Raw genomic sequence first — 24,202 nt, forward strand, 5'->3', positions numbered from 1 at the left:
GCAGCCCGCCCGAGGTTCGGGGCAGCGTGCCCGGGAGCCGTAGGCTGTTCGCGTGCTGTTGCTCGCCATGGATACCGCCACCCCCGCCGTCACCGTCGCCCTCCACGACGGCGAGTCCGTCGTCGCCGCGTCGAGCCAGGTCGACGCCCGCCGCCACGGGGAGCTGCTGCTCCCCGCCGTCGACCGGGTCCTCGCCGAGGCCGGACTGAAGCTCGACGCGGTCACCGGGATCGTCGTCGGCGTCGGCCCCGGCCCGTACACCGGGCTCCGGGTCGGCCTCGTCACGGCCGCGGCCTTCGCGTCCGCGCTCGGGGTGCCCGTGCACGGCCTGTGCACCCTCGACGGCCTCGCGTACGCCTCCGGGATCGACGAGCCCTTCGCCGTCGCCACGGACGCGCGCCGCAAGGAGGTCTACTGGGCGCGGTACGAGGACTCCCGCACCCGGGTCGGCGACGCGAGCGTCGACCGGCCCGCCGACATCGCCGAGTCCCTCGCCGGGCTCCCCGTCGTCGGCGCGGGCGCGCTCCTCTACCCGGACGCCTTCCCCGACGCCCGCGAGCCCGAGCACCAGTCGGCCGCCGCGCTCGCCGGGCTCGCCGCGGAGAGGCTCGGGGCCGGCGGGGGCGGCTTCCTGGACCCGCAGCCGATGTACCTGCGCCGCCCCGACGCGCAGGTGCCGAAGAACTACAAGGTGGTCACCCCCAAGTGACGGCCATGCTCCGTGAGATGCGCTGGTGGGACCTGGAGCACGTGCTCGCGCTCGAAGCCGTGCTGTTCCCCGAGGACGCCTGGTCGGAGGGGATGTTCTGGTCGGAGCTCGCGCACGCCCGGGGGCCGCGCGCGACCCGCCACTACGTGGTGGCCGAGGACGAATCCGGCCGGCTCGTCGGCTACGCCGGGCTCGCCGCCGCCGGCGGCCTCGGCGACGTCCAGACCATCGCCGTCGCCCGCGACCAGTGGGGCACGGGCCTCGGCGCCCGGCTCCTCACCGACCTCCTCCAGGCCGCGACCGCCTTCGAGTGCGAAGAGGTCCTCCTCGAAGTGCGCGTGGACAACACCCGGGCCCAGAAGCTCTACGAGCGCTTCGGCTTCGAGCCCATCGGCTTCCGCCGCGGCTACTACCAGCCCGGCAACGTGGACGCGCTCGTGATGCGACACACCGTTCAAGGAACAGAGACTGATTCAGATGGCTGCTGACGAACCGCTCGTACTCGGCATCGAGACCTCCTGCGACGAGACCGGCGTCGGCATCGTCCACGGGACCACGCTCCTCGCCGACGCCGTCGCCTCCAGCGTCGACACCCACGCCCGCTTCGGCGGCGTCGTCCCCGAGATCGCCTCCCGGGCCCACCTGGAGGCCATGGTCCCGACGATCGAGCGCGCCCTGAAGACGGCCGGGATCTCCGCGAAGGACCTCGACGGCATCGCCGTCACCGCCGGACCCGGCCTGGCGGGCGCGCTGCTCGTCGGCGTCTCCGCCGCCAAGGCGTACGCGTACGCCCTCGGCAAGCCGCTCTACGGCGTCAACCACCTCGCCTCGCACATCTGCGTCGACCAGCTGGAGCACGGCAAGCTGCCCGAGCCGACGATGGCCCTGCTCGTCTCCGGCGGGCACTCCTCGCTGCTGCTCTCCACCGACATCACCTCCGACGTGCGGCCGCTGGGCGCCACCATCGACGACGCGGCCGGCGAGGCCTTCGACAAGATCGCCCGCGTCCTCGACCTCGGCTTCCCCGGCGGACCGGTCATCGACCGGCTCGCCAAGGAGGGCGACCCGAAGGCGATCGCCTTCCCGCGCGGCCTCAGCGGCTCCCGGGACCCCGCGTACGACTTCTCCTTCTCCGGCCTCAAGACCGCCGTGGCCCGCTGGATCGAGGCCAAGCGGGCGGCCGGCGAGGACGTGCCCGTACGGGACGTCGCCGCGTCCTTCCAGGAGGCGGTCGTCGACGTGCTCACCCGCAAGGCCGTCCGGGCCTGCAAGGACGAGGGCGTCGACCACCTGATGATCGGCGGCGGCGTCGCCGCGAACTCGCGGCTGCGGGCCCTCGCCCAGGAGCGCTGCGAGCGCGCCGGGATCCGGCTGCGGGTGCCCCGGCCGGGCCTGTGCACCGACAACGGCGCGATGGTCGCGGCCCTCGGCTCCGAGATGGTCGCCCGCAACCGGCCGGCCTCGGACCTGGAGCTGTCGGCGGACTCGTCGCTGCCGGTGACGGACCCGCACGTGCCGGGTGCGGCACACGGCCACGACCACGACCACGACCACGTGCACGAGGTCAGCAAGGAGAACCTGTACCCGTGAGGCTCACGCTCATGTGGGAGGCCAGGGCCGCCCAGGGCCGGGGCGCCGAGCTCCTGGAGTGGGCGCGGGCGCGGGTCCTGGCCCGTGAGCCGCTCCGCCGGGAGATCTTCCGGGCCCCGCAGGACCGGGTCCTCGTCCTCACCTGGTGGGAGGCGGAGACCTTCGACGCCGAGCTGCCCGAGCTGCCGGAGCCGGACGCGGAGCTGATCACCCGTCCGGTCCACCGCTGGCGCTTCGAATCGATCGAATAACCGAAAACCGAGCAACCTTTCGAGTGGTTCGGGCATCCCACAGCGCGTGAAGAAGACGATCGCGCTGTGGGCGGCCCTGACCGCCGTCGCCCTCCTGGTGACCGGCTGCACGGTGGACGAGCCCGCCGCCGCCCAGCCCCCCGCCCCGGCGAAGACGGCCACGACCGCGCCTCCGGCCGGGGACGAGGCACCCGGGGCCCCCGGAGCCGCCGAGGCCGCCGCGTACCGGAAATGGGGCCTGAAGCCCTTCCCCGCCCCGCCCGCCCCGCCCGCGGTCAAGCCGGTGGCCCGCCGGGCCGGCGGACCGGTGCCCGTCATCAGCGAGATACCCACCCGCGAGAAGATCGTCTTCCTCACGATCGACGACGGCGCCGAGAAGGACCCGGAGTTCGTCCGGATGATGAAGGACCTCAAGGTCCCCTTCACGATGTTCCTCACGGACTCGGCCATCCGCGCCGACTACGCGTACTTCGCCCCCCTGATCGCCCAGGGCGACGGCCTCGCCAACCACACCCTCACCCACCCCAACCTCCGCACCCTCGGCCCCGACGCCCAGCGCCGCGAGATATGCGGCCAGCAGACGAAGCTGAAGCAGCGGTACGGCACCACCCCGCGCCTCTTCCGCCCGCCGTACGGCAACTGGAACGAGGCCACGCGCGCGGCGGCGGGGGAGTGCGGTCTCGACGCGATCGTGCTGTGGCGCGAGTCCATGCAGATCAAGAACATGCAGTACCAGCGCGGCGACAGGAAGCTGCACCCCGGTGACATCGTCCTGGCCCACTTCCGGGGCCCGTCCGAGCTCAAGGGCCGGACGATGACCGAGATGACGGCGACGATGCTGCGGAAGATCCAGGAGCAGGGCTTCACGGTCGCGCGCCTGGAGGACTACGTCTGAGAAATTCTCCGGGCGCGGTGTCGATGCGGACGGATCCCGTTCGACGTATGTGTGGACGGCGGGGAACGGCCCCGCCCACCGCACCACCGAGGAGTCGTCATGCCCCGCTACCTGTCCCTCGTGCGCATCGAGGAGAACACCATCGACATGGAGAGCGCCGACCCCGGCTTCGAGCAGCGCATGGGCGCCCTCTTCGAGGAGATCACCAAGGCCGGCGCCATGGTGGACACGGCCGGGCTCAAGCCGACCGCCGAGGCCACCCGGATCACCTGGTCGGACGGGAGGCTGTCGTTCACCGACGGCCCGTTCACCGAGACCAAGGAGGTCGTCGGCGGCTACGCGATGCTCCAGTGCAAGGACATGGCCGAGGCCGTCGAGTGGGGGAAGCGGTTCCTGGCCGTCCACCCCTCGCACTGGAAGGTCGGCCTGGAGGTCCGCGAGGTCGAGGAGATGCCGCAGGGCTGACCCGTCCTGTGCTGTCATGTGAGACGTGACGGTGGAGAGCACCCTTGAGACGGTCTTCCGGATGGAGTCGGCGCGGATCATCGCCACCGTGGCGCGGATCGTCAGGGACGTCGGCATCGCCGAGGAGATCGCCCAGGACGCGCTGGTCTCCGCCCTGGAGCAGTGGCCGCGGTCGGGCGTCCCGGACCGCCCGGGAGCCTGGCTGACGGCCGCCGCGAAACACCGCGCCGTCGACCTCGTGCGGCGGCGCGAGACGTACGCGCGGAAGCTCGCCGAGGTGGGCAGGACGCTCTCGGAGGAGTCGTACGACCCCGAGCCGTCCGGCCCCGGCGACATCGACGACGACGTCCTCCGGCTCGTCTTCACCACCTGCCACCCGGTGCTCTCCGCCGACGCGCGCGCGGCGCTCACGCTGCGGCTCGTCGGCGGGCTGCGGACGGACGAGATCGCCCGCGCCTTCCTCGTGCCGGAGGCGACGGTCGCGGCGCGGATCACCCGCGCCAAGCGGACGCTCGCGAAGGAGGGCGTGGAGTTCGAGGTGCCGTACGGGGAGGAGAGGGCCGCCCGGCTCGGCTCCGTCCTGGAGGTCGTCTACCTGATCTTCAACGAGGGGTACGCGGCCACCGCCGGCGACGACCTGCTGCGCCCCGGCCTCTGCGAGGACGCGCTGCGGCTCGCCCGGGGCCTGGCCGTCCTCATGCCGGAGGAGAGCGAGGCGCACGGCCTGGCCGCCCTCCTCGAACTCCAGGCCTCCCGCACGGCCGCCCGCACCGGCCCCGACGGCCGCCCGGTCCTCCTCCCCGACCAGAACCGCAGCCGCTGGAACCGGCTGCTGATGCGCAGGGGGTACGCCGCCCTCGCCCGCGCCGGCGACGGCCGCTCCTACGGCCCCTACGCCCTCCAGGCCGCGATCGCCGCCTGCCACGCGCGGGCCGCCTCGTACGAGGACACGGACTGGCCGACCATCGCCGCGCTCTACGCCCGGCTCGGCACCCTCACCCCGTCCCCGGTCGTCGAACTCAACCGCGCGGTCGCCCTCTCGATGACCGAAGGCCCCGAGGCCGCCCTCCAGATCGTCGACGCCCTCGCCGCCGAACCGTCCCTGGCCCGCTACCACCTGCTGCCGAGCGTCCGGGGCGACCTGCTCGCCCGTCTCGGGCGGACGGCGGAGGCGCGGGCGGAGTTCGAGCGCGCGGCCGCCCTCACGAAGAACGAGAGCGAGCGGGCGTTGCTCCTCGACCGGGCTCAGCGGTAGGGCCGGCCCGCCTGCTCGGCGAGTGACCGGAGGAGCTCCCGCGCGGACCCGGTGTCGGGGTACGTGACCTCGTCGAGCAGGGGCCCGTCGAGTGCGGGCAGGTCGAGGGCGTCCGGGGCGAGGCCGCGCCAGTCGTCGCGGACGACGGTGGGCCGGGAGACGTAGTAGACGTACTCGTTGTGCGTGTCCACGGCACAGAAGGTGAGTTCGAGCGTACGGGGATCCAGCCAGCGGACCAGGTCGATGCCCCGGCCGGGGTCGGTGAAGTCGACGCGGTGGCCGGTGTCGGCTTCGAGGAGGGTGAGGCCGCCCGCGCGGAAGTACTCGTCGCCGTTGTCGAGGCCGACGGCGAGGAGCGGGAGCACGGGGTGGAAGGCGATCGGCTCGGCCTCCTCGGTGTACTCCAGGAGGTGCGCGAGGGAGAGGTCGGCGGCGCGGTAGACGGCCACGCGGCTGTGGCCGTGCCAGCACACACTGGCCGCGATCCACCGCCCGTCGGTGCTGACGACTGCCTGGTCCGGATTCCCGAAGACCTCGGGGAAGGGCTCAGCCATGGTGCTCCTCCAGATGGGCGAAGGCGAGGCGGACGAGGACGTCCAGGGTCTCCGGGGTCGCCGTCGGGGCGAGGGCCGCGAAGGAGGCGGCGAAGGCCGGGGACTCCGCGCGGAGTGTCCTCGCTTCCAGCGCCTGGGTGAGGCGGGGGATCAACTCGTGGAAGCAGAAGGGGTGTTCGGCCTCGATGAAGGCGCGGAGGCTCTCCTCGTACGAGGCGTGCTCGCCGTCGTACGCCCAGCCGTCGAGCGCGAGGAGGAGCGGGAACCGCGCCCGCACCTCCCAGGCGGCCAGGGGGACGTCCTCGTACGGGGCGTCGCCCTCGCGGTCCGCGAGGCGCAGGAGCGCCGCGAGGTCGGTCATGAACGCGGGTACGCCCTTCGGGCCCGCGGCCGTCCGCCAGGTGCGGCGGGCCTGTTCTGGGCAGGTCGCGAAGAAGGCGTCGCCGAACACGGTGGACAGGTAGTCCAGCTGGGAGGCGAGCCGCTGCGGGGTCTCCCGCCAGGCCGCGTCCCAGTGGTTGAGCCGGAGGACCCGCTTGAGGCGCAGGACCTCCCACTCCAGCGGGTCGGGGCCGGCGGCGAGGGCGGCGAGGTGGGCGAGCGGGCCGCTGGTGAACATGCCTTCCGGGTGCAGTGCCATGAACCCCCCTAGGGCTTGTCCACCGGGCGGCCGATCAGCATCGTCGGGGCTCCCGCGACCCGAGTGAGCAGGACCGTCGCGGAGTTGGGGCCCTTCGGCTTCACCTTGCGGCGGATCTCCTCGGGTTCGACCGCCGAGCCGCGCTTCTTGACGGTGAGGGTGCCGACCTCGCGCTCCCGCAGCAGGGCCTTCAACTTCTTCAGGTTGAAGGGGAGTTCGTCGGTGATCTCGTAGGCGGAGGCGTAGGGGGTCTCCCTCGGCCCGTCCGCCGTGATGTACGCGATCGTCTCGTCGATCAGGCCGCCGTCGAGCTCCTCGGCCACCTCGGCGACCAGGTGCGCGCGGATGACGGCGCCGTCCGGCTCGTACAGGTAGCGGCCGACCGGGCGGACCGCCGGGTCGGGGAGGCCGCGGCCCGTCAGGGTGGTCCCGGAGGGCAGCAGGGTGGCCCGGCGGGCGCCCGGCTCCGTGCCGAACCAGAGCACGGCCTCCTTCACGTCCCCGCCGTCCGAGATCCACTCGGCCTCGGCCTCCTCGGGCACCGCCTCGTGCGGGATGCCCGGCGCCACCTTCAGCGCGGCGTGCGGGGCGCGGCGGGCCGCCTCGATCGCCCAGGAGAGCGGCGGGGAGTACGCCTCGGGGTCGAAGATCCTGCCCCGGCCGCCGCGCCGCGCCGGGTCGACGAAGACCGCGTCGTACGGGCTCGTGTCGATCTCGGTGACGTCCGCGCACCGCACCTCGATCAGGTCGGCGAGGCCGAGCGCCGCCGCGTTGGCCCGGACCGCCTCGGCGGTCAGCGGGTCGCGGTCGACGGCGAGGACGGAGATCCCGGCGCGGGCCAGCGCGATCGCGTCGCCGCCGATCCCGGAGCAGAGGTCCGCGACGCCGCGGACGCCCAGCGCCTTCATCCGGGCCGCCCGGTAGGTGCCGACCGAGGCGCGGGTCGACTGCTCGACGCCGTTGGGCGTGAAGTACATCCGGTACGCGTCCTCCGCGCCGAACTTCGCCACCGCCCGCTGCCGCAGCCGCGCCTGCCCGAGGGCCGCGGTGACGAGCTCGGCGGGATGGTCGCGGCGCAGCCGGGAGGCGACCGCCAGCTCCTGGGCGGGGTCGTAGTCGCGCAGGGCGGCGAGGAGCGTCTGCCCCTCGGGGCTGAGCAGGGCGGCGAAGGAGGAGAGGTCGGTCACCCGCCCCATTCTGGGCCACGCGGCCAGTGGGCCGGCCGGGGGACGGTGGGGGCGGTACGGCGGTGTCGCGGCCCGGAAGGGGCTCTCGCGCTGACAGGATGCGGCGCCATGCAGCTCGTACGACAAAAGGACCAGATGATGGCAAAAGGCGCGCACCGCTCCCGCCGGACGTTCGGGGCGGCGCTCGCCGTGGCCGCCCTCGCCTCCGCCGCCACGGCCTGCTCCGGCAGCGCCGAACCCGAGCGCCCCGCGCCCGTCCCCGCCGCCGGCCAGCAGGCCCGGGGCGCCGCCGGCGCCCTCACCGCGTACGTCGAGAAGGTCCGCGCGCAGCGGGCCGCCCGCGTGCTCGCCGCGAAGAAGTGGGGCCTCGCCAAGCCCCCGCTCGAAGCGCCCGCCCCGCCCGCCGTCAAACCGAAGATCACCACCCGCAAGGGCTTCGAGACGGACGGCGAGGGCCTCCCGCCCGTCTTCACCACCGTGCCGACCAAGCAGAAGGTCGTCTTCCTGACGATCGACGACGGCGCGGACAAGGACCCCCAGTTGCTGAAGATGATGAGCGAGCTCCGCATCCCCTACAGCGCCTTCCTCAGCGACTACCTCGTCAAGGACGACTACGGCTACTTCGCGAAGATGCAGAAGTCCGAGGAGTCCGGCGTCTCCCTGCACAACCACACCCTCAACCACCGCTACCTGCCCGGCCTCTCGTACGGCGAGCAGAAGCGCGAGATCTGCGGCATGCAGGACGTCATCGAGAAGCGCTTCGGCAAGCGGCCCCCGCTCTTCCGCCCGCCGTACGGCAACTACAACGAGGACACCCTCGTCGCCGCGAAGAGCTGCGGCGTCAAGGCGGTCCCGCTCTGGGCCGCCGAGGCCTTCCCCGACCACATGGAGTGGCGCGAGTGGGACCGGGACCTGCACCCCGGCGACATCGTGCTCACGCATTTCCGGGGCAAGGAGGACTGGAAGGGCACGATGCCGGACATGATCCGACGGGTGATGAACGTGATCACGTCGAAGGGGTACGCGGTGGCGAAGCTCGAGGACTACGTGTGAGGACGCGGGGGCGGCGATGGGCCGCCGTGCTCGTGGTGACCGGCGCGCTCCTCGCCCTCCCCGCCTGCACCTCCTCGGCCGGCCCGGCCGGCCCGATCGACCCGATCGAGCGGCTCGGCCGGAAGGCGGCGGAACGGGTGGGCCCCCGGCCCACGCCGGTGGTCCCCGCACGGGCGGCGGTGGACGCGAGGCGCTGCGAAGAGGCCCGTGTGCTGCGAGCGGCCACGCGTGCGCATGCGGGCGCGGCGGCACACGCGGCCACGCGTCCCGTCACGGGTCCCGTCACGCGTCCCGTCACGCCACGGAGCGAGGAATTGGCACTCCGCTTGACCGAGTGCTAATCGCGGTCATAGTCTCGGCTCTGGCACTCCCCACCGGAGAGTGCCAACACAGCGACGGGCAGGTCCGGCACCCGCGACGACGGATCCACCTGGTCGCCACCTCAGACAGTTAACCCCGTGAGATCTCCGAAGGGGGAGGTCGGATCGTGACGACCACCAGCTCCAAGGTTGCCATCAAGCCGCTCGAGGACCGCATCGTGGTCCAGCCGCTCGACGCCGAGCAGACCACCGCCTCTGGCCTGGTCATTCCGGACACCGCCAAGGAGAAGCCCCAGGAGGGCGTCGTCCTGGCCGTGGGCCCGGGCCGCTTCGAGAACGGCGAGCGCCTGCCGCTCGACGTCAAGACCGGCGACATCGTGCTGTACAGCAAGTACGGCGGCACCGAGGTGAAGTACAGCGGCGAGGAGTACCTCGTCCTCTCGGCTCGCGACGTGCTCGCGATCGTCGAGAAGTAATTCACCGAAGTATCTGAACCAGATGCTTTGAGCTGCGCCCCTTGACCCCGCACCGGGCGTCCGGGGGCGCAGTTCGTTCCACCCGATTCCGAGAGGGCTGAACCGCTCCCATGGCGAAGATCCTGAAGTTCGACGAGGACGCCCGTCGCGCCCTTGAGCGCGGCGTCAACAAGCTTGCCGACACGGTGAAGGTGACGATCGGCCCCAAGGGCCGCAACGTCGTCATCGACAAGAAGTTCGGCGCCCCCACCATCACCAACGACGGTGTCACGATCGCCCGCGAGGTCGAGATCGAGGACCCGTACGAGAACCTCGGCGCCCAGCTCGTGAAGGAGGTGGCGACCAAGACCAACGACATCGCGGGTGACGGCACCACCACCGCCACCGTGCTCGCCCAGGCCCTGGTCCGCGAGGGTCTGCGCAACGTCGCCGCCGGCGCCTCCCCGGCCGCCCTGAAGAAGGGCATCGACGCCGCCGTCAAGGCCGTCTCCGAGGAGCTCCTCGCCACCGCGCGCCCGATCGAGGACAAGTCCGACATCGCCGCCGTCGCCGCGCTCTCCGCGCAGGACCAGCAGGTCGGCGAGCTCATCGCCGAGGCGATGGACAAGGTCGGCAAGGACGGTGTCATCACCGTCGAGGAGTCCAACACCTTCGGCCTGGAGCTCGACTTCACCGAGGGCATGGCCTTCGACAAGGGCTACCTGTCCCCGTACATGGTGACCGACCAGGAGCGCATGGAGGCCGTCCTCGACGACCCGTACATCCTGATCCACCAGGGCAAGATCTCCTCGATCCAGGACCTGCTGCCCATCCTGGAGAAGGTCATCCAGGCCGGCGCCAGCAAGCCGCTCCTGATCATCGCCGAGGACGTCGAGGGCGAGGCCCTCTCCACCCTCGTCGTCAACAAGATCCGTGGCACCTTCAACGCCGTCGCCGTCAAGGCGCCCGGCTTCGGTGACCGCCGCAAGGCGATGCTCGGCGACATGGCCACCCTCACCGGTGCCACCGTCATCGCCGAGGAGGTCGGCCTCAAGCTCGACCAGGCCGGTCTGGACGTGCTGGGCACCGCCCGCCGCGTGACCATCACCAAGGACGACACCACCATCGTCGACGGTGGCGGCAACTCCGGGGACGTCGCGGGCCGCGTCAACCAGATCAAGGCCGAGATCGAGTCCACGGACTCCGACTGGGACCGCGAGAAGCTCCAGGAGCGCCTCGCGAAGCTCGCCGGCGGCGTCTGCGTCATCAAGGTCGGCGCCGCGACCGAGGTCGAGCTCAAGGAGAAGAAGCACCGTCTGGAGGACGCCATCTCCGCGACCCGCGCCGCGGTCGAGGAGGGCATCGTCTCCGGTGGTGGCTCCGCGCTCGTCCACGCCGTCAAGGTCCTCGAGGGCAACCTCGACAAGACCGGCGACGAGGCCACCGGTGTCGCGGTCGTCCGCCGCGCCGCCGTCGAGCCGCTGCGCTGGATCGCCGAGAACGCCGGCCTCGAGGGCTACGTCATCACCTCCAAGGTCGCCGAGCTCGACAAGGGCCAGGGCTTCAACGCCGCGACCGGCGAGTACGGCGACCTGGTCAAGGCCGGCGTCATCGACCCGGTCAAGGTGACGCGCTCCGCCCTGGAGAACGCCGCCTCGATCGCCTCCCTCCTCCTCACCACCGAGACCCTCGTGGTGGAGAAGAAGGAAGAGGAGCCGGCGGACCACGGCCACGGCCACGGTCACGGCCACTCCCACTGAGGCACGTAGCTGACAGCTGAGGCCCGGTGCCCCCGTCGCGGGGGCACCGGGCCTCACTGTTCGTCCGCCCCCCTACCCCTCCACGGCCCCGAGCTGCCCCATCAGCCCGAGCAGGTCGTACTGCCACCACCCCTCGACGGCCTTCCCGTCCTCCCGGAAGCGGTGGACGACCATCCCGGTCATGCTCACCTCCATCCCGGTCGGCTGGAGCCCCATGAAGTCGCCGACATGGGTCCCCTTCCACGTCCACCGGTTGCAGACCCGGTCCCCGTCCGCGATCTGGTCCTCGACCGTGAACGCGAAGTCGAACGCCCCCCGCCACATCTCGGCCTCGCGCCGCAGCGCGTCCATCCCGTGCACATCGCTCGGATTGCTCGGGTCGTGATCGTGGTACCCCTCGGCGAACACCTCGTCGAGCGGCGGCAGCTCCCCCGGAGTCGCGAGCAGCTCGAAGATCCGGCGGGACGTCGCCTTGTACATCTGCTCGTCCCGGAGGACGTCCAGATCGGTGAAGGTCGGCATCTCGTCACAGAGCGCGACCATCTCCCGGAAGATCCGGTCGGTCTCGGGAAGCTGCGAGTTCGTCATGGCCACGTCGTACGAGGGAAACTCCACGATCTCCACGACGTGCGAGGCGTCGGACCGGTCCTTCCCGACGATGCTGTGCGTCGCGGTCCGCTTGCCCTTGGTCTGCTCGACCCACCGGTCCATGAGCCGGTTCAGGTCCTCGACCCGGCTCGTCTTGCAGTCGATGATTTGTACGAAGGTCATGACGCCTCCCGAACCAGGTAGGACCTTTCCAGTCTAGGTCCGGAGGGCCGGGATGCCCTGGCAGCATGGGGACGTGAAACGGGGAGACCGGTCGGTCGCGGTCGACAACAGGACCGGCGTCGTCGTGATCGGCGACGGAAACCAGGTCGTCCAGGGCGCGGTCCCGATGGTCCGCTCGGCCTACCGGGAACAGGTCCGGCGGATCGCCCCGCCTGAACTCGTGCACCGGGAAGCCGAGTTGTCGCAGCTCGCCGACTTCAGTCGCGCGGGGACGGGTTATCTGTGGTGGCGGGCCGACGCCTGGGCGGGAAAGACGGCCCTCCTGTCGTGGTTCGCCCTCGACCCGCCCCCAGGCATCCGGATCGTCTCCTTCTTCGTCACCGCTCGCTGGGCCGCGCAGAACGACGCTGCCGCGTACGTCGACGTCGTCCTGGAGCAACTCGCCGAACTGGCCGCCGAGCCCGCGCCCGCCCTCCTCACGGCCGCGACCCGGCAGGCCCACCTGCTGCGCCTGTACGGGACGGCCGCACGCGCCTGCGCGGCGCGCGGCGAGCGTCTCGTCCTCCTGGTGGACGGCCTGGACGAGGACCGGGGCGTGACCACGGGACCGGACGCCCACTCGATCGCGGCCCTCCTCCCGTACGACCTGCCGGTCATCGTCTCCGGCCGGCCGAACCCGCCCGTCCCGGCCGACGTCCCGGAGGACCATCCGCTGCGGGATCCGGCGGTCGTACGGCTCCTCACCCCGTCCCCGGCGGCCCGCGCGATCCGTGTCGAGGCCGAGCGCGAGCTGAAGCACCTGCTGGGGGCGGGAGGGCTGGCATACGACTTCCTTGCCCTGCTCACCGCTGCCGACGGCGGCCTGACGGCGGAGGACTTGGCCGAGTTGACCGGCGAAGCCCCTTACCGGGTGAAGGACGTGCTGCGGACGGGCCCGGGACGGACCTTCACCCTGCGCGGCGACGCGTACCTCCTCGCCCACGGGGAACTCGACGCGAGGGCACGGGAGATGCTGGGCGCGCGGGAGCTGGAACGGTGCCGTGGCAGGCTGCATGAATGGGCCGGCCGATGGCGGGAGCGGGGCTGGCCGGAACTCACCCCGACGTACCTCCTGCTGGAGTACTTCCCGATGCTGCGGGAGACGGGGAACCTGGACCGGATGGTGGTGTGCGCCCTCGACGAGGCGCGTCACGACCGGCTGCTCGCGACGACCGGTGCGGACGAGGCGGCGCTGAGGGAGGTGCGGGCGGCGGAGGCGCAGGGGCTCGCCGGTGGTGACCGGACCGGTCTGGTGAGCGACGCGGTCCGGTTGGCGTTCCACCGTACGGTGTTGGAAGACCGGGCGCAGAGCGTGCCGCTCCCGATCGTGGCGGGGTGGGCGGCGATCGGCGAGGACGGCCGAGCCGTGCGGCTCGCCCGGAGCATGGACGGCGTGGGGGCGGTCGAGGCGTTATGCGTGGTGGCTCGTGAGCTGATGGCGCGCGGGGATCCGGACGGCGCGGCGAAACTCGCCGAGGAGGCCGAGACGGCCACACTCGCCCTGCTCCACGGTTCCCCCCGCGAGTGGGCTCTGCAGGCCACCGTCCACCTGCTTGTCAGGCTCGGCGACCACGATCGCGCCGCGAGTCTGGTGGGGACGATCCGGGACTCCTCGCGACGGTCCGATCCCCTGCTCGCGCTCGTCCGGGCGCTGGGTGAGGCGGACCGGTGCGAAACGGCCCTCCGTCTCGTACGGGAGGAGCCGGATCCGACAACCCGGGCCCGCGCGATGTCGGTGGTGGTCGAGACGCTGATCCGTGTCGGTCGGGTCCCCGAGGCGGAGCAGGCCGCACGCGGCGCGGACGATCCTCTGGTGCGCGCGCTGGTGCTGCTGCGGGCCGCGGTCCCGCTGCGTGACATCGGGCGGGAGGAGGCTGCCGAGGCGGCCCGTGCCGAAGGGCTGCACCCCTTGTCGACGCACGCGGCGGGCGGACGGGACATGCGTCTTCTGCGGGAGTTGACCGAGGCGCTGGTGGCGGTCGAGGAGTTCGACGCGGCGCGCGAGGTGGGGCGATGGGGAGACCCTTCCTCCTACGAGCTGGCGCTCGCGGCGAGCGGGAGGCGGGAGCAGGCCCGCGCCGTCGGCAGAACGACCGGCATGCACCCCCAGGTACGCGGCCGCCTTGCCGAACGGCTGGCCCTGGCGGGAGACGTCGAAGGGGCCAGGGCTCTGCTCGATCACATGTGGACGGCCTGGGACACCGACGCCTGGGTGGCCATCGCCTCCGCACTGCTGGCCCGCGGTGCGCTCGACCAGGTCGCAGGAATCACCGATCGTCTCGTGCACAGCGAGAAGGGAGTGCTGGTGATCACGGAACTGATGCGCTGCCTGGTCGCCGGGGGACGCCTCGATCGCGCCCATGAGGCGGCCCGTGCGGGTGACCAGGTGGAATCTGTCGTCTCCTTGGCGCGGGCACTGTACGGCGCCGGGAACGCGACCGGGGCAAGAAGGATCCTCGACGACGAGGAAAGGCGTCGTCGCGAGCCGTCACCTTTCAAGCTGCTCCTCCACCTCGCGCTCATCACCGAGTCCTTGGGGCACGCGGGGCGGACCGACAGCGCCGGGGGGCTGCTGCGAGGCCTCGACGCCGATCTGGTCTCGCTCGCCGGGGACGGGGCGGGAGGCTACGCCGTCCGTGCGCTGCTGGCGGCCGGACGCTTCGAGAGGGCTGTGGTCGTGGCTGGGGGGACGCCCGAGCTGGACGACGGCGAATTCATCGGTCCGATCGTGGCGGCTCATGTGGCCGCCGGGGCCGTCGAACGCGCCGACCGGTTGGTCGAGGACTTCGTCTACTCCGGAACCGTCGTCCGCGACGCGGCTTTGGCCTTCGCCGCCGCAGGTGAGGTCGCCCGTGCGATGGCCCTCGTCCCGCGCATCCACGCGTACCGGGGGGCCGCGGAGACGTACGCCAGGATGGCCTGGGAACTCGCGGAGAGCGGGCATCGTGAAGAGGCGGAGCGGCTGCTCGGCGAGGCCGTCTCGCAGGGACCGGCCGAGAACACGGTCGATGTCATCCGCGTTCTGCTGGCACTCGACCGACGCGTCGAGGCTGTTTCTCTGGCGCTCCGAGCAGTGCGCGACCGGACCCCGGACGCGGCCGTGGCCTTGGTGCTCGTCGGCGCGTACGGCCAGGCGCTCAGGCTGTTCCGTGCCCTGGAGGCCGAGGGGCCCCGCCTGCTCTTGTCCGGCTTCGTCGGCGAGTTGGTCCGGGCGGCGCAGTTCGACGCCGCGGCCGCCCTCCTCAAGGATCTGCATCACCTCGGTCTGGCCTGTGGCCGGGCGTACGCCGAACTGGCCCGTGCCCACCCCCGTCCGGCGGAGGCGCGCCGGTTCGCCGCATTCGCCCTCCACCTCGGTGCCTGGGAGGACTCCCTGGAGGTGGCGCTCGCCGTGGCCCCGGACGCGATCCCGGTCGTCGAGGCCGAGGGGGAGCGCCTACGCCGAGCGCTGGAGGTCTGAAGCCCGCACCTCCTCCGCGAACGGTTCCCCCCGCCCGTACCGCGCGACCTCCTCGATCGCCTGGTCCGCCATGCGGTGGAGTTCGTTGCCGAGGGAGCCGGCGACGTGGGGGGTGAGGAGGACGTTCGGAAGGGTCCACAACGGTGATTCGGACGGTGGGAGTTCCGGGTCCGTCACGTCGAGGATCGCGTGGAGGCGGCCCGAGACGAGGTGGGGGAGGAGGGCCGGCTCGTCGACGAGGGAACCGCGGGCGGTGTTGATCAGGGTGGTGCCGTCCGGCATCGCGGCGAGCTGGGCGGCGCCGATCATGCCGTGGGTGGAGGGCAGTTGGGGAGCGTGGATCGAGACGACCGTGCTGCGGGCGCAGAGTTCGTCGAGGCCGACGAGCTCGGTGCCGGGCGGCGGGGTCGTCACGTACGGGTCGTACAGCAGGATCTCGAAGTCGAAGGGGCGGAGGAGTTCGACGACGCGGCGGCCGATGCGGGAGGCGCCGACGACGCCGATGGTGCGGCGGTAGTTGCCCCAGGCGGTGGACTCCGTCAGCCAGGCGTCGTCGGTGCGGAGTTCCCCGTACCGCTGGGCGGAGCGCAGGACCCGCTTCCCGGCGAAGAGGATCGCGGCGAGGGTGTATTCGGCGACGGGGAGGGCGTTGGCGGCGGCGGCCGAGGTGACGCGGAGTCCGCGTTCCCAGCAGGCGTCGGTGATGTGGTGTTTGACGGAGCCGGCCGCGTGGATGACCGCCTTGAGCTTCGGGGCGCGGGCCAGGACCTCGGCCGTGAGCGGGGTCGCTCCCCAGCAGGTGAGGAGGATCTCGGCCTCGGCGAGGGCCGCGGCGACCCGTGTGTCCGGGGCGGTCAGGTCGTGGGCCACCAGGTGGGGGTCGGTGTGCGCGAGTCGGGCGAGGCGGGTGCGGTGGGCGTCCGTGAGGAGGCGGTCGTCGACTCCCGGGCCCATGGCGAGGAGGAGGGACGGGCGATGGTCAGTGGTCGGGTGCATCGTGGGTACGGGCCTTCCTCACTTGACGCTGCCGGCCGTCAGACCGGCCTTCCAGTGGCGCTGGAGGGAGACGAAGGCGACGACGAGGGGGACGACGGCGAGCAGGGATCCGGTGACGACGAGGGGGTAGAAGTCGGGTTCGGCGTGGGCGTTGCTGTTCCACGCGTACAGGCCGAGGCTCAGCGGGTAGAGCTTCTGGTCCGAGAGCATCACCAGGGGGAGGAAGAAGTTGTTCCAGACGGCGGTGAACTGGAAGAGGAAGACGGTCACGAAGCCGGGCATGACCATGCGCAGGCCGATGGACCAGAAGACGCGCATCTCGCCGGCCCCGTCGATGCGGGCGGCCTCCAGGGCCTCGTCGGGGATGTAGCCGGCGCAGAAGACCCGGGAGAGGTAGACGCCGAAGGGGTTGACGAGGACGGGGATCAGGACGGCCCAGTAGGTGTTGACGACGCCGATCTCGCTGGCCAGGAGGTACATCGGCAGGGCGAGCGCGGTGGTGGGGACGAGCACGCCCAGGAGGACGAGACCGAAGAGCTTCTCCTTGCCGCGGAAGTCGTAGACGTGGAAGGCGTATCCGGCGGCGACGCTGACGAGGGAGCAGGCGAGGGCGCCGAGGCCCGCGTAGAGGAGGCTGTTGGCGTACCAGTGGAAGTAGACGCCGTCGTTGTACGCGGCGAGCCGGGAGAGGTTGCCGCCGAGGTCGAAGCCCTCGAAGGAGAAGGCGTCTCCGGCGAGGAGGCCGCCGGCGTCCTTGGTGGCGGCGGTGAGCAGCCAGACGAGCGGGAAGAGCATGTAGACGACGGCGAGGACGAGGGCGCCGTTGACGGCCGTCTTCGAGAGCCATCTGTTCGGGGTGCGGGGCCGGCTCATGCGGCCTTCTCCTTCCGTGCCTCGCCCGACTTCCGGCGGCCGGTCAGTCTGGTCACCGCGAAGGAGAGCAGCGCCGCCGTCAGGGCGAGGAGGACGGAGGCCGCGGCGGCGAGTCCGTAGTCGTTGCGGTCGAAGGCCGCGGTGTAGGCGTACATGTTCGGCGTCCAGGTGGAGGTGACGGCGGAGCCGGTGCCCTTGTTGAGGATGAGCGGCTCGGTGAAGAGCTGGAGGGAGCCGATGATCGTGAAGAGGGCGACCATCGCGAGCGAGGCCTTGACCAGCGGGATCTTGATGGCGAAGGCGGTGCGCCAGGCGCCGGCGCCGTCGACGGTGGCCGCTTCGAGGACGGAGCGGTCGATGGCCTGGAGGGCGGCGTAGAAGATGACCATGTTGTAGCCGAGCCACTCCCACAGGGCGATGTTGACGACGGAGGGCAGGGTGCCCTCGGGGGAGAAGAAGTCGAAGCCGATGCCTCCGGCGTCCATGGCCCGCACGACCGGGCTGAGCTGGGGCGTGTAGAGGTAGACCCAGATCAGGGCGGCGATGATGCCGGGGACGGCGTGCGGCAGGAAGAGCGCGAGCTGGAAGAAGCGGCGGGCGCGGGCGAGCGCCGAGTCGAGCAGGAGGGCGAGGCCGAGGGCCCCGGCGAGCAGCAGCGGGATGTAGAGCAGGCAGTATCCGAGCAGGACGCCGAAGCCCTCCAGGAAGGCCCGGTCACCCAGCGCCGCGGTGTAGTTGTCGAGGCCGCTGAAGACGGTCTCGGTGCCGCCGAAGCCCAGTCCGGACTGCTTCTCGGTGAAGAGGCTGAGCCAGACCGCGTATCCGATCGGCAGCACCATCACCGCGGTGAACAGGACGAAGAAGGGGGTCAGCAGGAGCGCCGCGGCGCGGGTGCGGGCCTTCATCGGGTCAGCCCTCGACCTTCAGGCCGCGCTTGGTGAGTTCGGTGACGGTGGCGTCGTGGCCGGCCTTGACGGCGTCGGCGATGGACGGGCCGCCCTGGGCGAGCTTGCCGAAGGCGTCCTTGATCGCGGTGTTGGTGGTGCCGGAGGTCGGGCCCCAGGACCAGTTGGGGTTGATGGAGGCGCCGGCGGCCTCGAAGAGGGTGTAGATGTCCTGGCCGCCGTAGAAGCTCGCGTCGAAGGCCTTCTTGGCGACGGGGCGCAGGTCGGCGTCGGCGGGGAAGGCGCTGGAGGTGCCGGAGGCGATCCGGGACTTGACGCCCTCCTCGGTGGTGGACATCCACTCGGCGAAGGTGACGGCCGCGGCCTTCTGCCCGCTGTCCTTGGTGACGGCGAAGGAGGTGCCGCCGAGCATGCCGCTGGCGGGCTTGCCGTCCCAGGTGGGGATGGGGGCGACGGCCCACTTGCCGCCCATCTCGGGGACGTTGCCCTTGAGGACGCCCGCGCCCCAGGAGGCGCCGAGGTAGCCGATGGTGGTGTCGTTCTTGAGGGAGCCGACCCACTCGGGGCTGAAGGAGGCGTCCTTGTGGACGAGGTCGGCGTCGAGGAGGCCCTGCCAGTAGGCGGTGACCTTGGTGGTGGCCGGGTCGGTGGTGTCGATCTTCCAGGTGTCGTTCTCGGCCTTGAACCACTGGGCGCCGGCCTGCCAGACCTGGGCCTCGAAGGTGGCCGGGTCGTCGGGGAAGAAGGTGGCGATGCGGGCCTTGGCGTCGGCCTTCTTGACCTGCTCGGCGGCCTTCTTGAACGCGTCCCAGGTGGCGGGGACCTGGATCTTGTACTTGGCGAAGAGGTCCTTGCGGTAGAAGAAGGCCTGCGGGGCGGCGTCGAAGGGGACGGCCCAGGACTTTCCGCCGAGGGTGGTGAGTTCGACGGACTGCGGGAGGAGCTTGGCGCGGTCGGCCTCGGTGAACTGGTCGCCGATGTCCTGGAGGGCGCCGGAGCTCACGAACTCGGGGAGCGCGGCGTATTCGATGGAGACCAGGTCGGGGGCGTTGCCCGCCTTCACGGCGTTGGAGATCTTGGCGTAGCCGCCGGCGTTGCCGGAGGGGATCTCCTCGAACTTCACCTGGATGTCTTCGTGGGAGGCGTTGAAGGCGTCCACGACGTCCTTGGAGCCCTTGGCCCAGCCCCAGAAGGTGATGGTCACGGGCCCGGACGGCTTGCTTGCGGTGTCGTCACCACCGCCGCCGCAGGCCGTGAGGACGGCCAGGGCGGTGGCGGTGCCGGCTATGACGCGGGACGTTCTGCTCCAGGTACGGGTCACGGCACGGCTCCTGAGGGCGGGGCGGCTGGGGTTGTGGCCGTGATCCTGTGACCGTTCATGACCGAAGTCAAGAGCGAAAGATTGATTGATCGAAAAAAGATCAGATCGAAGGCGCGGAGTGGGCCCCGCACGAGTCCCGCACCCGCAGCCACGGCAGCAGACTCAGATGACGCCGCGCCGTCTCCTCGTCGGAGGCCTCCGTGAGCCGCTCCACCAGGAGTTCCGTGGCGTGCCGGCCCACCTGCCGCTTCGGCGGGGCGACCGCCGTCAGCGGGGTGTCGGCGAGGGCGGCGACCTCGTCGTCGTACGCGATCAGGGCCAGGTCCTGCGGCACCCGTACGCCCAGGTCGGCCAGGCGCTGCACGATCTCGATCGCGTCCACGTCGTTGTGCACCAGGGCCGCGCTCGCCAGGCCCGAACCGACGGCCTCGTGCAGCGCCCGCACCGCCCGCTCGAAGCCCTCCGGATCGGCCTCGGCCGGTACGGAGTCGATCACCGGGCGCGGCTCCTTCAGGCCGAGCGTCCCCAGCGCCTCGGCGTAGCCCGCGCGCACCGCGAAGGCGGTCGGGGAGTCCCGGCGGGCCACGAGCAGCGGCGTCGCGTGGCCGAGCGAGAGCAGGTGGCGCAGGGCGAGCAGCACGCCGTGGGCGTGGTCGGAGGCGACCCGGTCCAGGCCGTCGAGCGGGCTGCCGGGCTCGGCGCGGCGCTCCAGGAGGACGGCCGGCACGGGCAGTTCGGCCAGCCAGTCGCCGTACGCGAGCCGGTCCTCGGGCAGTCCGCGCCAGCCGGGCGCGACGAGGACGCCCTCGGCGCCCGCCGCGAGGAGGCCCTCGACGCGGGCCCGGTCCTCCTCCGGCCGGTAGTCGGAGATCCGCAGCACGAGCCGCGCCCCGGCGCGGGCCGCCGCCTCGTGCGCCCCCCGGATGACCTCGGCGAAGTAGTACGTGGCGGAGGGCGCGAGCAGGCCGAGGACCAGGCCCTCGCCGGAGCGTCCGCCGCCGGCCCCGCGCTGCGGCCAGGAGACCTGGCCGTGCACCCGGTCGAGCAGGCCCTGGCCGGCCAGGGCCTCGACGTCCCGGCGGGCGGTGACGGGGGAGACCCCGAGGCGTTCGGCCAGTTCGGAGACGCGGGCGGTGCCGCGCTCGCGCACCAGGGCCAGCAGTCGGTCGTGTCGTTCGGCAGCACTCTCGCGCACGGCGCGGTTCCCCCTCGCGGTGGTGGTGGTCCCTTGAGCCTAGCTCCAGAGATGATCGAACGACAGAACTTTCGATCATTCGATCCGATTCTCTTGACGTCCGCTCGAAGTCTGTCCAGGATTCCCGGCGACGCAGACGCCGTGACAGGCCCCAGGGAGCATGATGCCCACGCCGCCCGAGAACCGTGAGCTCAGCCCGTACACCGGCTGGACCCGTGCCCACTGGGAGGCCGCGGCCGACCGGCTCCTCCTGGACGTCCGCCCGTTCGCCTCGCCCGGCGGCGGTCTCGTCGACCTCCCCGGGCCCCGCCCCAGCTGGTCCGGCGCCCGCTCCGACGGCCTGGAGGGCTGGGCCCGCACCTTCCTCCTCGCCGCCCTCCGCGTCGCCGGCGCCCACGGCGAGGACCCGCACGGCCACCTCGACCGGTACGCGGAAGGGCTCGCGGCCGGGACCGGGAAGCCAGGACGGGACGACCGGGACTCCTGGCCCCTGATGGCCGACACCCGCCAGGCGATCGTCGAATCCGCCTCGATCGCCCTCGGCCTCCGCCTCACCCGGCCCTGGCTCTGGGACCGCCTCGACGACCGCACCCGGCAGCGGGCCGTCGACTGGCTCCTGCCCGCCCTCGGCCCCTCCCCGGTCGACAACAACTGGTGGCTCTTCGGCCTCACCGTCGCCGGCTTCCTCCAGGACGCCGGGATCGAGACCGACCGCGCCGCCGCCACGATCGACCGCTCCCTCGCCCGGATCGAGGACTGGTACCTCGGCGACGGCTGGTACAGCGACGGCGACAACCGGGCCTTCGACCACTACAACGCCTGGGCCCTGCACTTCTACCCCGTCCTCCACGCCCACCTCGCCGGCGACGAGGACCTCCTCGGCCGGTACGGCCCCCGGCTGCGCGCCCACCTCGACGCGTACGTCCACCTCTTCGACGCGAACGGCGCCCCCGTCCCGTACGGGCGCTCCCTGATCTACCGCTTCGCCGCGGCCGCCGCCCCCTGGCTCGGCACCCTCACCGGCCACACCCCGCTCACCCCCGGCGCCACCCGCCGCCTCGCCTCCGGCGCCCTGCGGTACTTCCACCGGCACGGGGCCACCGACGAGCGCGGGCTCCTCACCCTCGGCTGGCACGGCCCGTACCCGCCGCTCGTCCAGGAGTACTCGGGCCCCGGCTCCCCCTACTGGGCGTCCAAGGGCTTCCTCGGCCTCCTCCTGCCCGCCGGCCACCCCGCCTGGACCGACCCCGAGGAACCCCTGCCCGCCGAACGCGCCGACACGGTCCTCCCCTTCGCCCCCGCCGGGCTGCTCGTCCAGACCACCGCCGCCGACGGGCTCGTACGCCTCCACAACCACGGCAGCAACCACGTCCACAGCGCGCCGGGCGAGGATGACGACCCCGGCTACGCCCGCCACGCCTACTCCACCCGTACGGGACCCAGTACGGGGACGGCGGCGGCCGACAACCACTTCTCCCTGATCGTCGACGGGCGGGCGACCCCCCGGGGCCCCGCCGTCCCGGCCGGCACCGGCCCCGACCGGGCCGCCTCCGTCCACCACCCGCTGCCCGGCGTCCGGGTCCTCTCCGCGACCCTCGTCCACGGCCGCGCCGAACTCCGCGCCCACCTCGTCCTCGGCGCCCCCGAGGGGACCCCCGTACGGCAGACCGGCTGGGCCGTCACCCCCGACGGCCCGCACGCCCAGCTCCACCCGGTGCACGGCTACCGCCCCGAAGCCGGGGAACTCCCCACCGGGGAAACCCTTCAGGGCCCCGGCAGCCGCACCCTGGCCCTGCACGGCACCACGCACGGCCCGGCCGCGCTCTTCGCGGCCCTCGCGTCCCTCACGGCCGAGCCCGACCCCGCACCCGTGTCGACGCTCGCGGACGTCCGGGTCGACGGGTGCCTGCTGACGGTGACCTGGCAGGACGGCACCACCGCGCACCTCGACCCGAGGAGCCCCGCATAGGGCCTACTCCGGCCCGTACTTGCGGCCCGCCTTGGAGGAGACCCCGCCCAGCAGGCCGCGCGGCGCCAGCTTCGCCACACCCATGAGGGCCTTGTAGCGGGGGTCCGGGATCGACAGGGTCTTCCCCCGCTTCAGGTCGGTGAGCGCCGCCGTCACCAGCTTGTCCGCGTCGAGCCACATCCAGCCCGGGATGTTGTCCGTGCCCATCCCGGCCCGCTCGTGGAACTCGGTCCGTACGAAGCCGGGGCAGAGCGCCATCAGCCGCACCCCGCTGCCCGCGAGGTCCCGCGCCGCGCCCTGGGTGAACTGCACGACCCAGGCCTTCGAGGCGCCGTACGTGCCGCGGGGCACGAAGGCCGCGACCGAGGCGACGTTCACCACGGCGCCCCGGCGGCGGTCCTTCATCGCGGCGGCGGCCGCCGAGGTCAGCCGCAGCACCGCCTCGCAGTGCACCGTCAGCATCTTCAGCTCGTCGGCCATGGAGACCTCGAGGAAACGGCCCTTGTTGCCGAAGCCCGCGTTGTTCACGAGTATGTCCACCGGCCGCCTCGGGTCGGAGAGCCGGGCCTCGACGGCGGCGATGCCCTCCTCCTCGGAGAGGTCCGCCGCGAGGACCTCGGCCTCGACGCCGTGCCGGTCGTGCAGTTCGGTCGCCTGCTCCCGCAGCCGCGTCACGTCCCTGGCCACGAGCACGACGTCATGGCCGTCCGCCGCCAGTCTCCGTGCGAAGGCGGCCCCGATGCCCGCGGTGGCGCCCGTAATCAGTGCAGTCGTCATGACGGCAACCTAGTGCCCCGTCCCGCCCCTACGCCTGGGCGTACTTCTCCTGGTAGCGGCGGGCGAGCGCGAGGAGTCCGGACTCCATCCACTCGGCCGCCACCAACGTGGAGGGCAGCAGGGCGCGTTCGGTGGTCGCGGCGCGGTGCAGGTACGCGACGGTGATGCCGTGGTCCGGCCGGTGCACCACGGTGATCGGGTCGCCGGCCCGCACCTCGCCCGGCTCGATCACCCGCAGCAGCGCGCCGGGACCGGCCTCCGACTGCGTGAACCGCTTCACCCAGCCCTTCTCCTCGACGAAGCCCGCGAAGGTGCGGCACGGGATGCGGCCGCCGGTCACCTCCAGGACCACCTCCTCGCCGATCCGCCACCGCTCGCCGATCAGGGCCCCGTTCACGTCGAGGCCCCGGGTGGTGAGGTTCTCGCCGAAGGAGCCGTTGGCCAGTTCGCGGCCGAGCTCCCGCTCCCACAGGTCCATGTCCTCGCGGGCGAAGGCGTACGCCGCCCGGTCGTCGCCGCCGTGGAAGCGCAGGTCGCAGACCGTGTCCCCGGCGACCCCGCTCGCCCCGACCCCGGGCGCCCCCGGCGCCTCGATCCGCACGGGCCCCTCCACCGGACGCTTGTCGATGCCCGTCATCCCCGAGGCGGCGTCCGTGTACTCCACGGGCCTGGCACGGCCCACATTCACGCTCAGCAAGGTCATGCGGGCACTGTACGGGCGCCGATCTCAAAGGCGCTCGCGATAATAGGAGGCTTCACCCA

The 24,202-nt window shown here is 72.2% G+C and carries 23 protein-coding genes; 12 read left to right on the forward strand and 11 right to left on the reverse strand.

All coding sequences use genetic code 11. The annotated features are described in order from the left end of the window. The first annotated feature begins 52 nt into the window (after positions 1–52). The 7 genes from tsaB (at position 53) to ACFYUS_RS00665 (ending at position 5,165) form a co-directional block, all read left to right on the forward strand. The gene (gene tsaB / locus ACFYUS_RS00635) at positions 53–709 is read left to right on the forward strand and encodes a tRNA (adenosine(37)-N6)-threonylcarbamoyltransferase complex dimerization subunit type 1 TsaB (RefSeq protein ID WP_388844115.1); all 657 of its coding nucleotides are present in this window, start codon (positions 53–55) and stop codon (positions 707–709) included. A gap of 5 nt (positions 710–714) precedes the next feature. After that, positions 715–1,197, forward strand: coding sequence for a ribosomal protein S18-alanine N-acetyltransferase (rimI, locus tag ACFYUS_RS00640; RefSeq protein ID WP_388845930.1), 483 nt, complete (start codon positions 715–717; stop codon positions 1,195–1,197). Next, positions 1,187–2,299, forward strand: a complete 1,113-nt coding sequence (tsaD, locus tag ACFYUS_RS00645) for a tRNA (adenosine(37)-N6)-threonylcarbamoyltransferase complex transferase subunit TsaD (protein ID WP_388844117.1) — start codon at positions 1,187–1,189, stop codon at positions 2,297–2,299. Before rimI ends, tsaD begins: the two co-directional genes overlap by 11 nt. Positions 2,300–2,310: 11 nt before the next feature. After that, on the forward strand, positions 2,311–2,550 hold the full coding sequence (locus ACFYUS_RS00650; RefSeq protein WP_388845932.1) for a hypothetical protein: 240 nt from the start codon (positions 2,311–2,313) through the stop codon (positions 2,548–2,550). Positions 2,551–2,596: 46 nt separating this feature from the next. Further along, a complete protein-coding gene (locus ACFYUS_RS00655) occupies positions 2,597–3,445 on the forward strand; it encodes a polysaccharide deacetylase family protein (RefSeq protein ID WP_388844119.1) in 849 nt (282 codons plus the stop codon). A 99-nt stretch (positions 3,446–3,544) separates the two neighbouring features. Continuing rightward, positions 3,545–3,910 (forward strand): YciI family protein, encoded by a 366-nt coding sequence (locus tag ACFYUS_RS00660; RefSeq protein ID WP_388844120.1) that lies wholly within the window; start codon positions 3,545–3,547, stop codon positions 3,908–3,910. A 61-nt stretch (positions 3,911–3,971) separates the two neighbouring features. Beyond that, the gene (locus tag ACFYUS_RS00665) at positions 3,972–5,165 is read left to right on the forward strand and encodes an RNA polymerase sigma factor (RefSeq protein ID WP_388845934.1); all 1,194 of its coding nucleotides are present in this window, start codon (positions 3,972–3,974) and stop codon (positions 5,163–5,165) included. On the opposite strand, the gene ACFYUS_RS00670 is transcribed toward ACFYUS_RS00665, so the two are convergent. The 3 genes from ACFYUS_RS00670 to ACFYUS_RS00680 are packed head-to-tail and all read right to left on the reverse strand — an operon-like array spanning position 5,156 to position 7,555. Further along, positions 5,156–5,719 (reverse strand): hypothetical protein, encoded by a 564-nt coding sequence (locus tag ACFYUS_RS00670; RefSeq protein WP_388844122.1) that lies wholly within the window; start codon positions 5,717–5,719, stop codon positions 5,156–5,158. The genes ACFYUS_RS00665 and ACFYUS_RS00670 overlap by 10 nt on opposite strands. Next, positions 5,712–6,359, reverse strand: a complete 648-nt coding sequence (locus ACFYUS_RS00675) for a hypothetical protein (protein WP_388844124.1) — start codon at positions 6,357–6,359, stop codon at positions 5,712–5,714. Before ACFYUS_RS00675 ends, ACFYUS_RS00670 begins: the two co-directional genes overlap by 8 nt. Before the next feature lie 8 nt (positions 6,360–6,367). Continuing rightward, the gene (locus ACFYUS_RS00680) at positions 6,368–7,555 is read right to left on the reverse strand and encodes an SAM-dependent methyltransferase (RefSeq protein WP_388844126.1); all 1,188 of its coding nucleotides are present in this window, start codon (positions 7,553–7,555) and stop codon (positions 6,368–6,370) included. A gap of 99 nt (positions 7,556–7,654) precedes the next feature. On the opposite strand from ACFYUS_RS00680, the gene ACFYUS_RS00685 reads away from it, so the two are divergent. The 3 genes from ACFYUS_RS00685 to groL all read left to right on the forward strand — a co-directional run bounded on the left by ACFYUS_RS00685 (position 7,655) and on the right by groL (position 11,134). Then, positions 7,655–8,599, forward strand: coding sequence for a polysaccharide deacetylase family protein (locus tag ACFYUS_RS00685; protein ID WP_388844127.1), 945 nt, complete (start codon positions 7,655–7,657; stop codon positions 8,597–8,599). Positions 8,600–9,086: 487 nt separating this feature from the next. Then, complete coding sequence (gene groES / locus ACFYUS_RS00690; protein ID WP_010471835.1) at positions 9,087–9,395, forward strand: co-chaperone GroES; 309 nt, start codon at positions 9,087–9,089, stop codon at positions 9,393–9,395. 110 nt (positions 9,396–9,505) lie between these two features. Continuing rightward, positions 9,506–11,134: a chaperonin GroEL gene (gene groL / locus ACFYUS_RS00695; protein WP_388844129.1), complete on the forward strand. Its 1,629-nt coding sequence runs from the start codon at positions 9,506–9,508 to the stop codon at positions 11,132–11,134. Positions 11,135–11,206: 72 nt separating this feature from the next. Here the strand turns inward: groL and ACFYUS_RS00700 are convergent, their stop codons facing one another. Then, a complete protein-coding gene (locus ACFYUS_RS00700) occupies positions 11,207–11,905 on the reverse strand; it encodes an ester cyclase (RefSeq protein WP_388844131.1) in 699 nt (232 codons plus the stop codon). Between the two features lie 73 nt (positions 11,906–11,978). Between ACFYUS_RS00700 and ACFYUS_RS00705 the strand changes: the two genes are divergently transcribed. After that, positions 11,979–15,404 carry a hypothetical protein gene (locus tag ACFYUS_RS00705; protein ID WP_388844133.1) on the forward strand — a complete coding sequence of 1,142 codons (3,426 nt, stop codon included), beginning with the start codon at positions 11,979–11,981 and terminating at the stop codon, positions 15,402–15,404. Here ACFYUS_RS00705 and ACFYUS_RS00710 read toward each other — a convergent pair. The 5 genes from ACFYUS_RS00710 to ACFYUS_RS00730 form a co-directional block, all read right to left on the reverse strand. Then, complete coding sequence (locus tag ACFYUS_RS00710; protein WP_388844135.1) at positions 15,381–16,400, reverse strand: hydroxyacid dehydrogenase; 1,020 nt, start codon at positions 16,398–16,400, stop codon at positions 15,381–15,383. The genes ACFYUS_RS00705 and ACFYUS_RS00710 overlap by 24 nt on opposite strands. An 18-nt stretch (positions 16,401–16,418) precedes the next feature. Further along, the gene (locus ACFYUS_RS00715; protein ID WP_388844136.1) at positions 16,419–17,273 is read right to left on the reverse strand and encodes a carbohydrate ABC transporter permease; all 855 of its coding nucleotides are present in this window, start codon (positions 17,271–17,273) and stop codon (positions 16,419–16,421) included. Further along, positions 17,270–18,178 carry a carbohydrate ABC transporter permease gene (locus ACFYUS_RS00720; protein WP_388844138.1) on the reverse strand — a complete coding sequence of 303 codons (909 nt, stop codon included), beginning with the start codon at positions 18,176–18,178 and terminating at the stop codon, positions 17,270–17,272. The genes ACFYUS_RS00715 and ACFYUS_RS00720 overlap by 4 nt, the downstream gene beginning before the upstream one ends. 4 nt (positions 18,179–18,182) lie before the next feature. Beyond that, the gene (locus ACFYUS_RS00725) at positions 18,183–19,499 is read right to left on the reverse strand and encodes an ABC transporter substrate-binding protein (RefSeq protein ID WP_388844140.1); all 1,317 of its coding nucleotides are present in this window, start codon (positions 19,497–19,499) and stop codon (positions 18,183–18,185) included. A gap of 100 nt (positions 19,500–19,599) precedes the next feature. Continuing rightward, the gene (locus tag ACFYUS_RS00730) at positions 19,600–20,694 is read right to left on the reverse strand and encodes a substrate-binding domain-containing protein (protein ID WP_388844142.1); all 1,095 of its coding nucleotides are present in this window, start codon (positions 20,692–20,694) and stop codon (positions 19,600–19,602) included. 163 nt (positions 20,695–20,857) lie between these two features. Here ACFYUS_RS00730 and ACFYUS_RS00735 point away from each other — a divergent pair, with 163 nt between their 5' ends. Beyond that, positions 20,858–22,663 (forward strand): DUF2264 domain-containing protein, encoded by a 1,806-nt coding sequence (locus tag ACFYUS_RS00735; RefSeq protein ID WP_388845937.1) that lies wholly within the window; start codon positions 20,858–20,860, stop codon positions 22,661–22,663. Positions 22,664–22,666: 3 nt separating this feature from the next. Here ACFYUS_RS00735 and ACFYUS_RS00740 read toward each other — a convergent pair whose 3' ends face one another. After that, positions 22,667–23,440 carry an SDR family NAD(P)-dependent oxidoreductase gene (locus ACFYUS_RS00740; protein ID WP_388844144.1) on the reverse strand — a complete coding sequence of 258 codons (774 nt, stop codon included), beginning with the start codon at positions 23,438–23,440 and terminating at the stop codon, positions 22,667–22,669. A 28-nt stretch (positions 23,441–23,468) separates the two neighbouring features. Then, complete coding sequence (locus ACFYUS_RS00745) at positions 23,469–24,143, reverse strand: MOSC domain-containing protein (protein WP_388844146.1); 675 nt, start codon at positions 24,141–24,143, stop codon at positions 23,469–23,471. Positions 24,144–24,202 lie beyond the last annotated feature (59 nt).

The sequence above is a fragment of the Streptomyces sp. NPDC004284 genome, assembly GCF_042874035.1.
Taxonomy (GTDB): domain Bacteria; phylum Actinomycetota; class Actinomycetes; order Streptomycetales; family Streptomycetaceae; genus Streptomyces.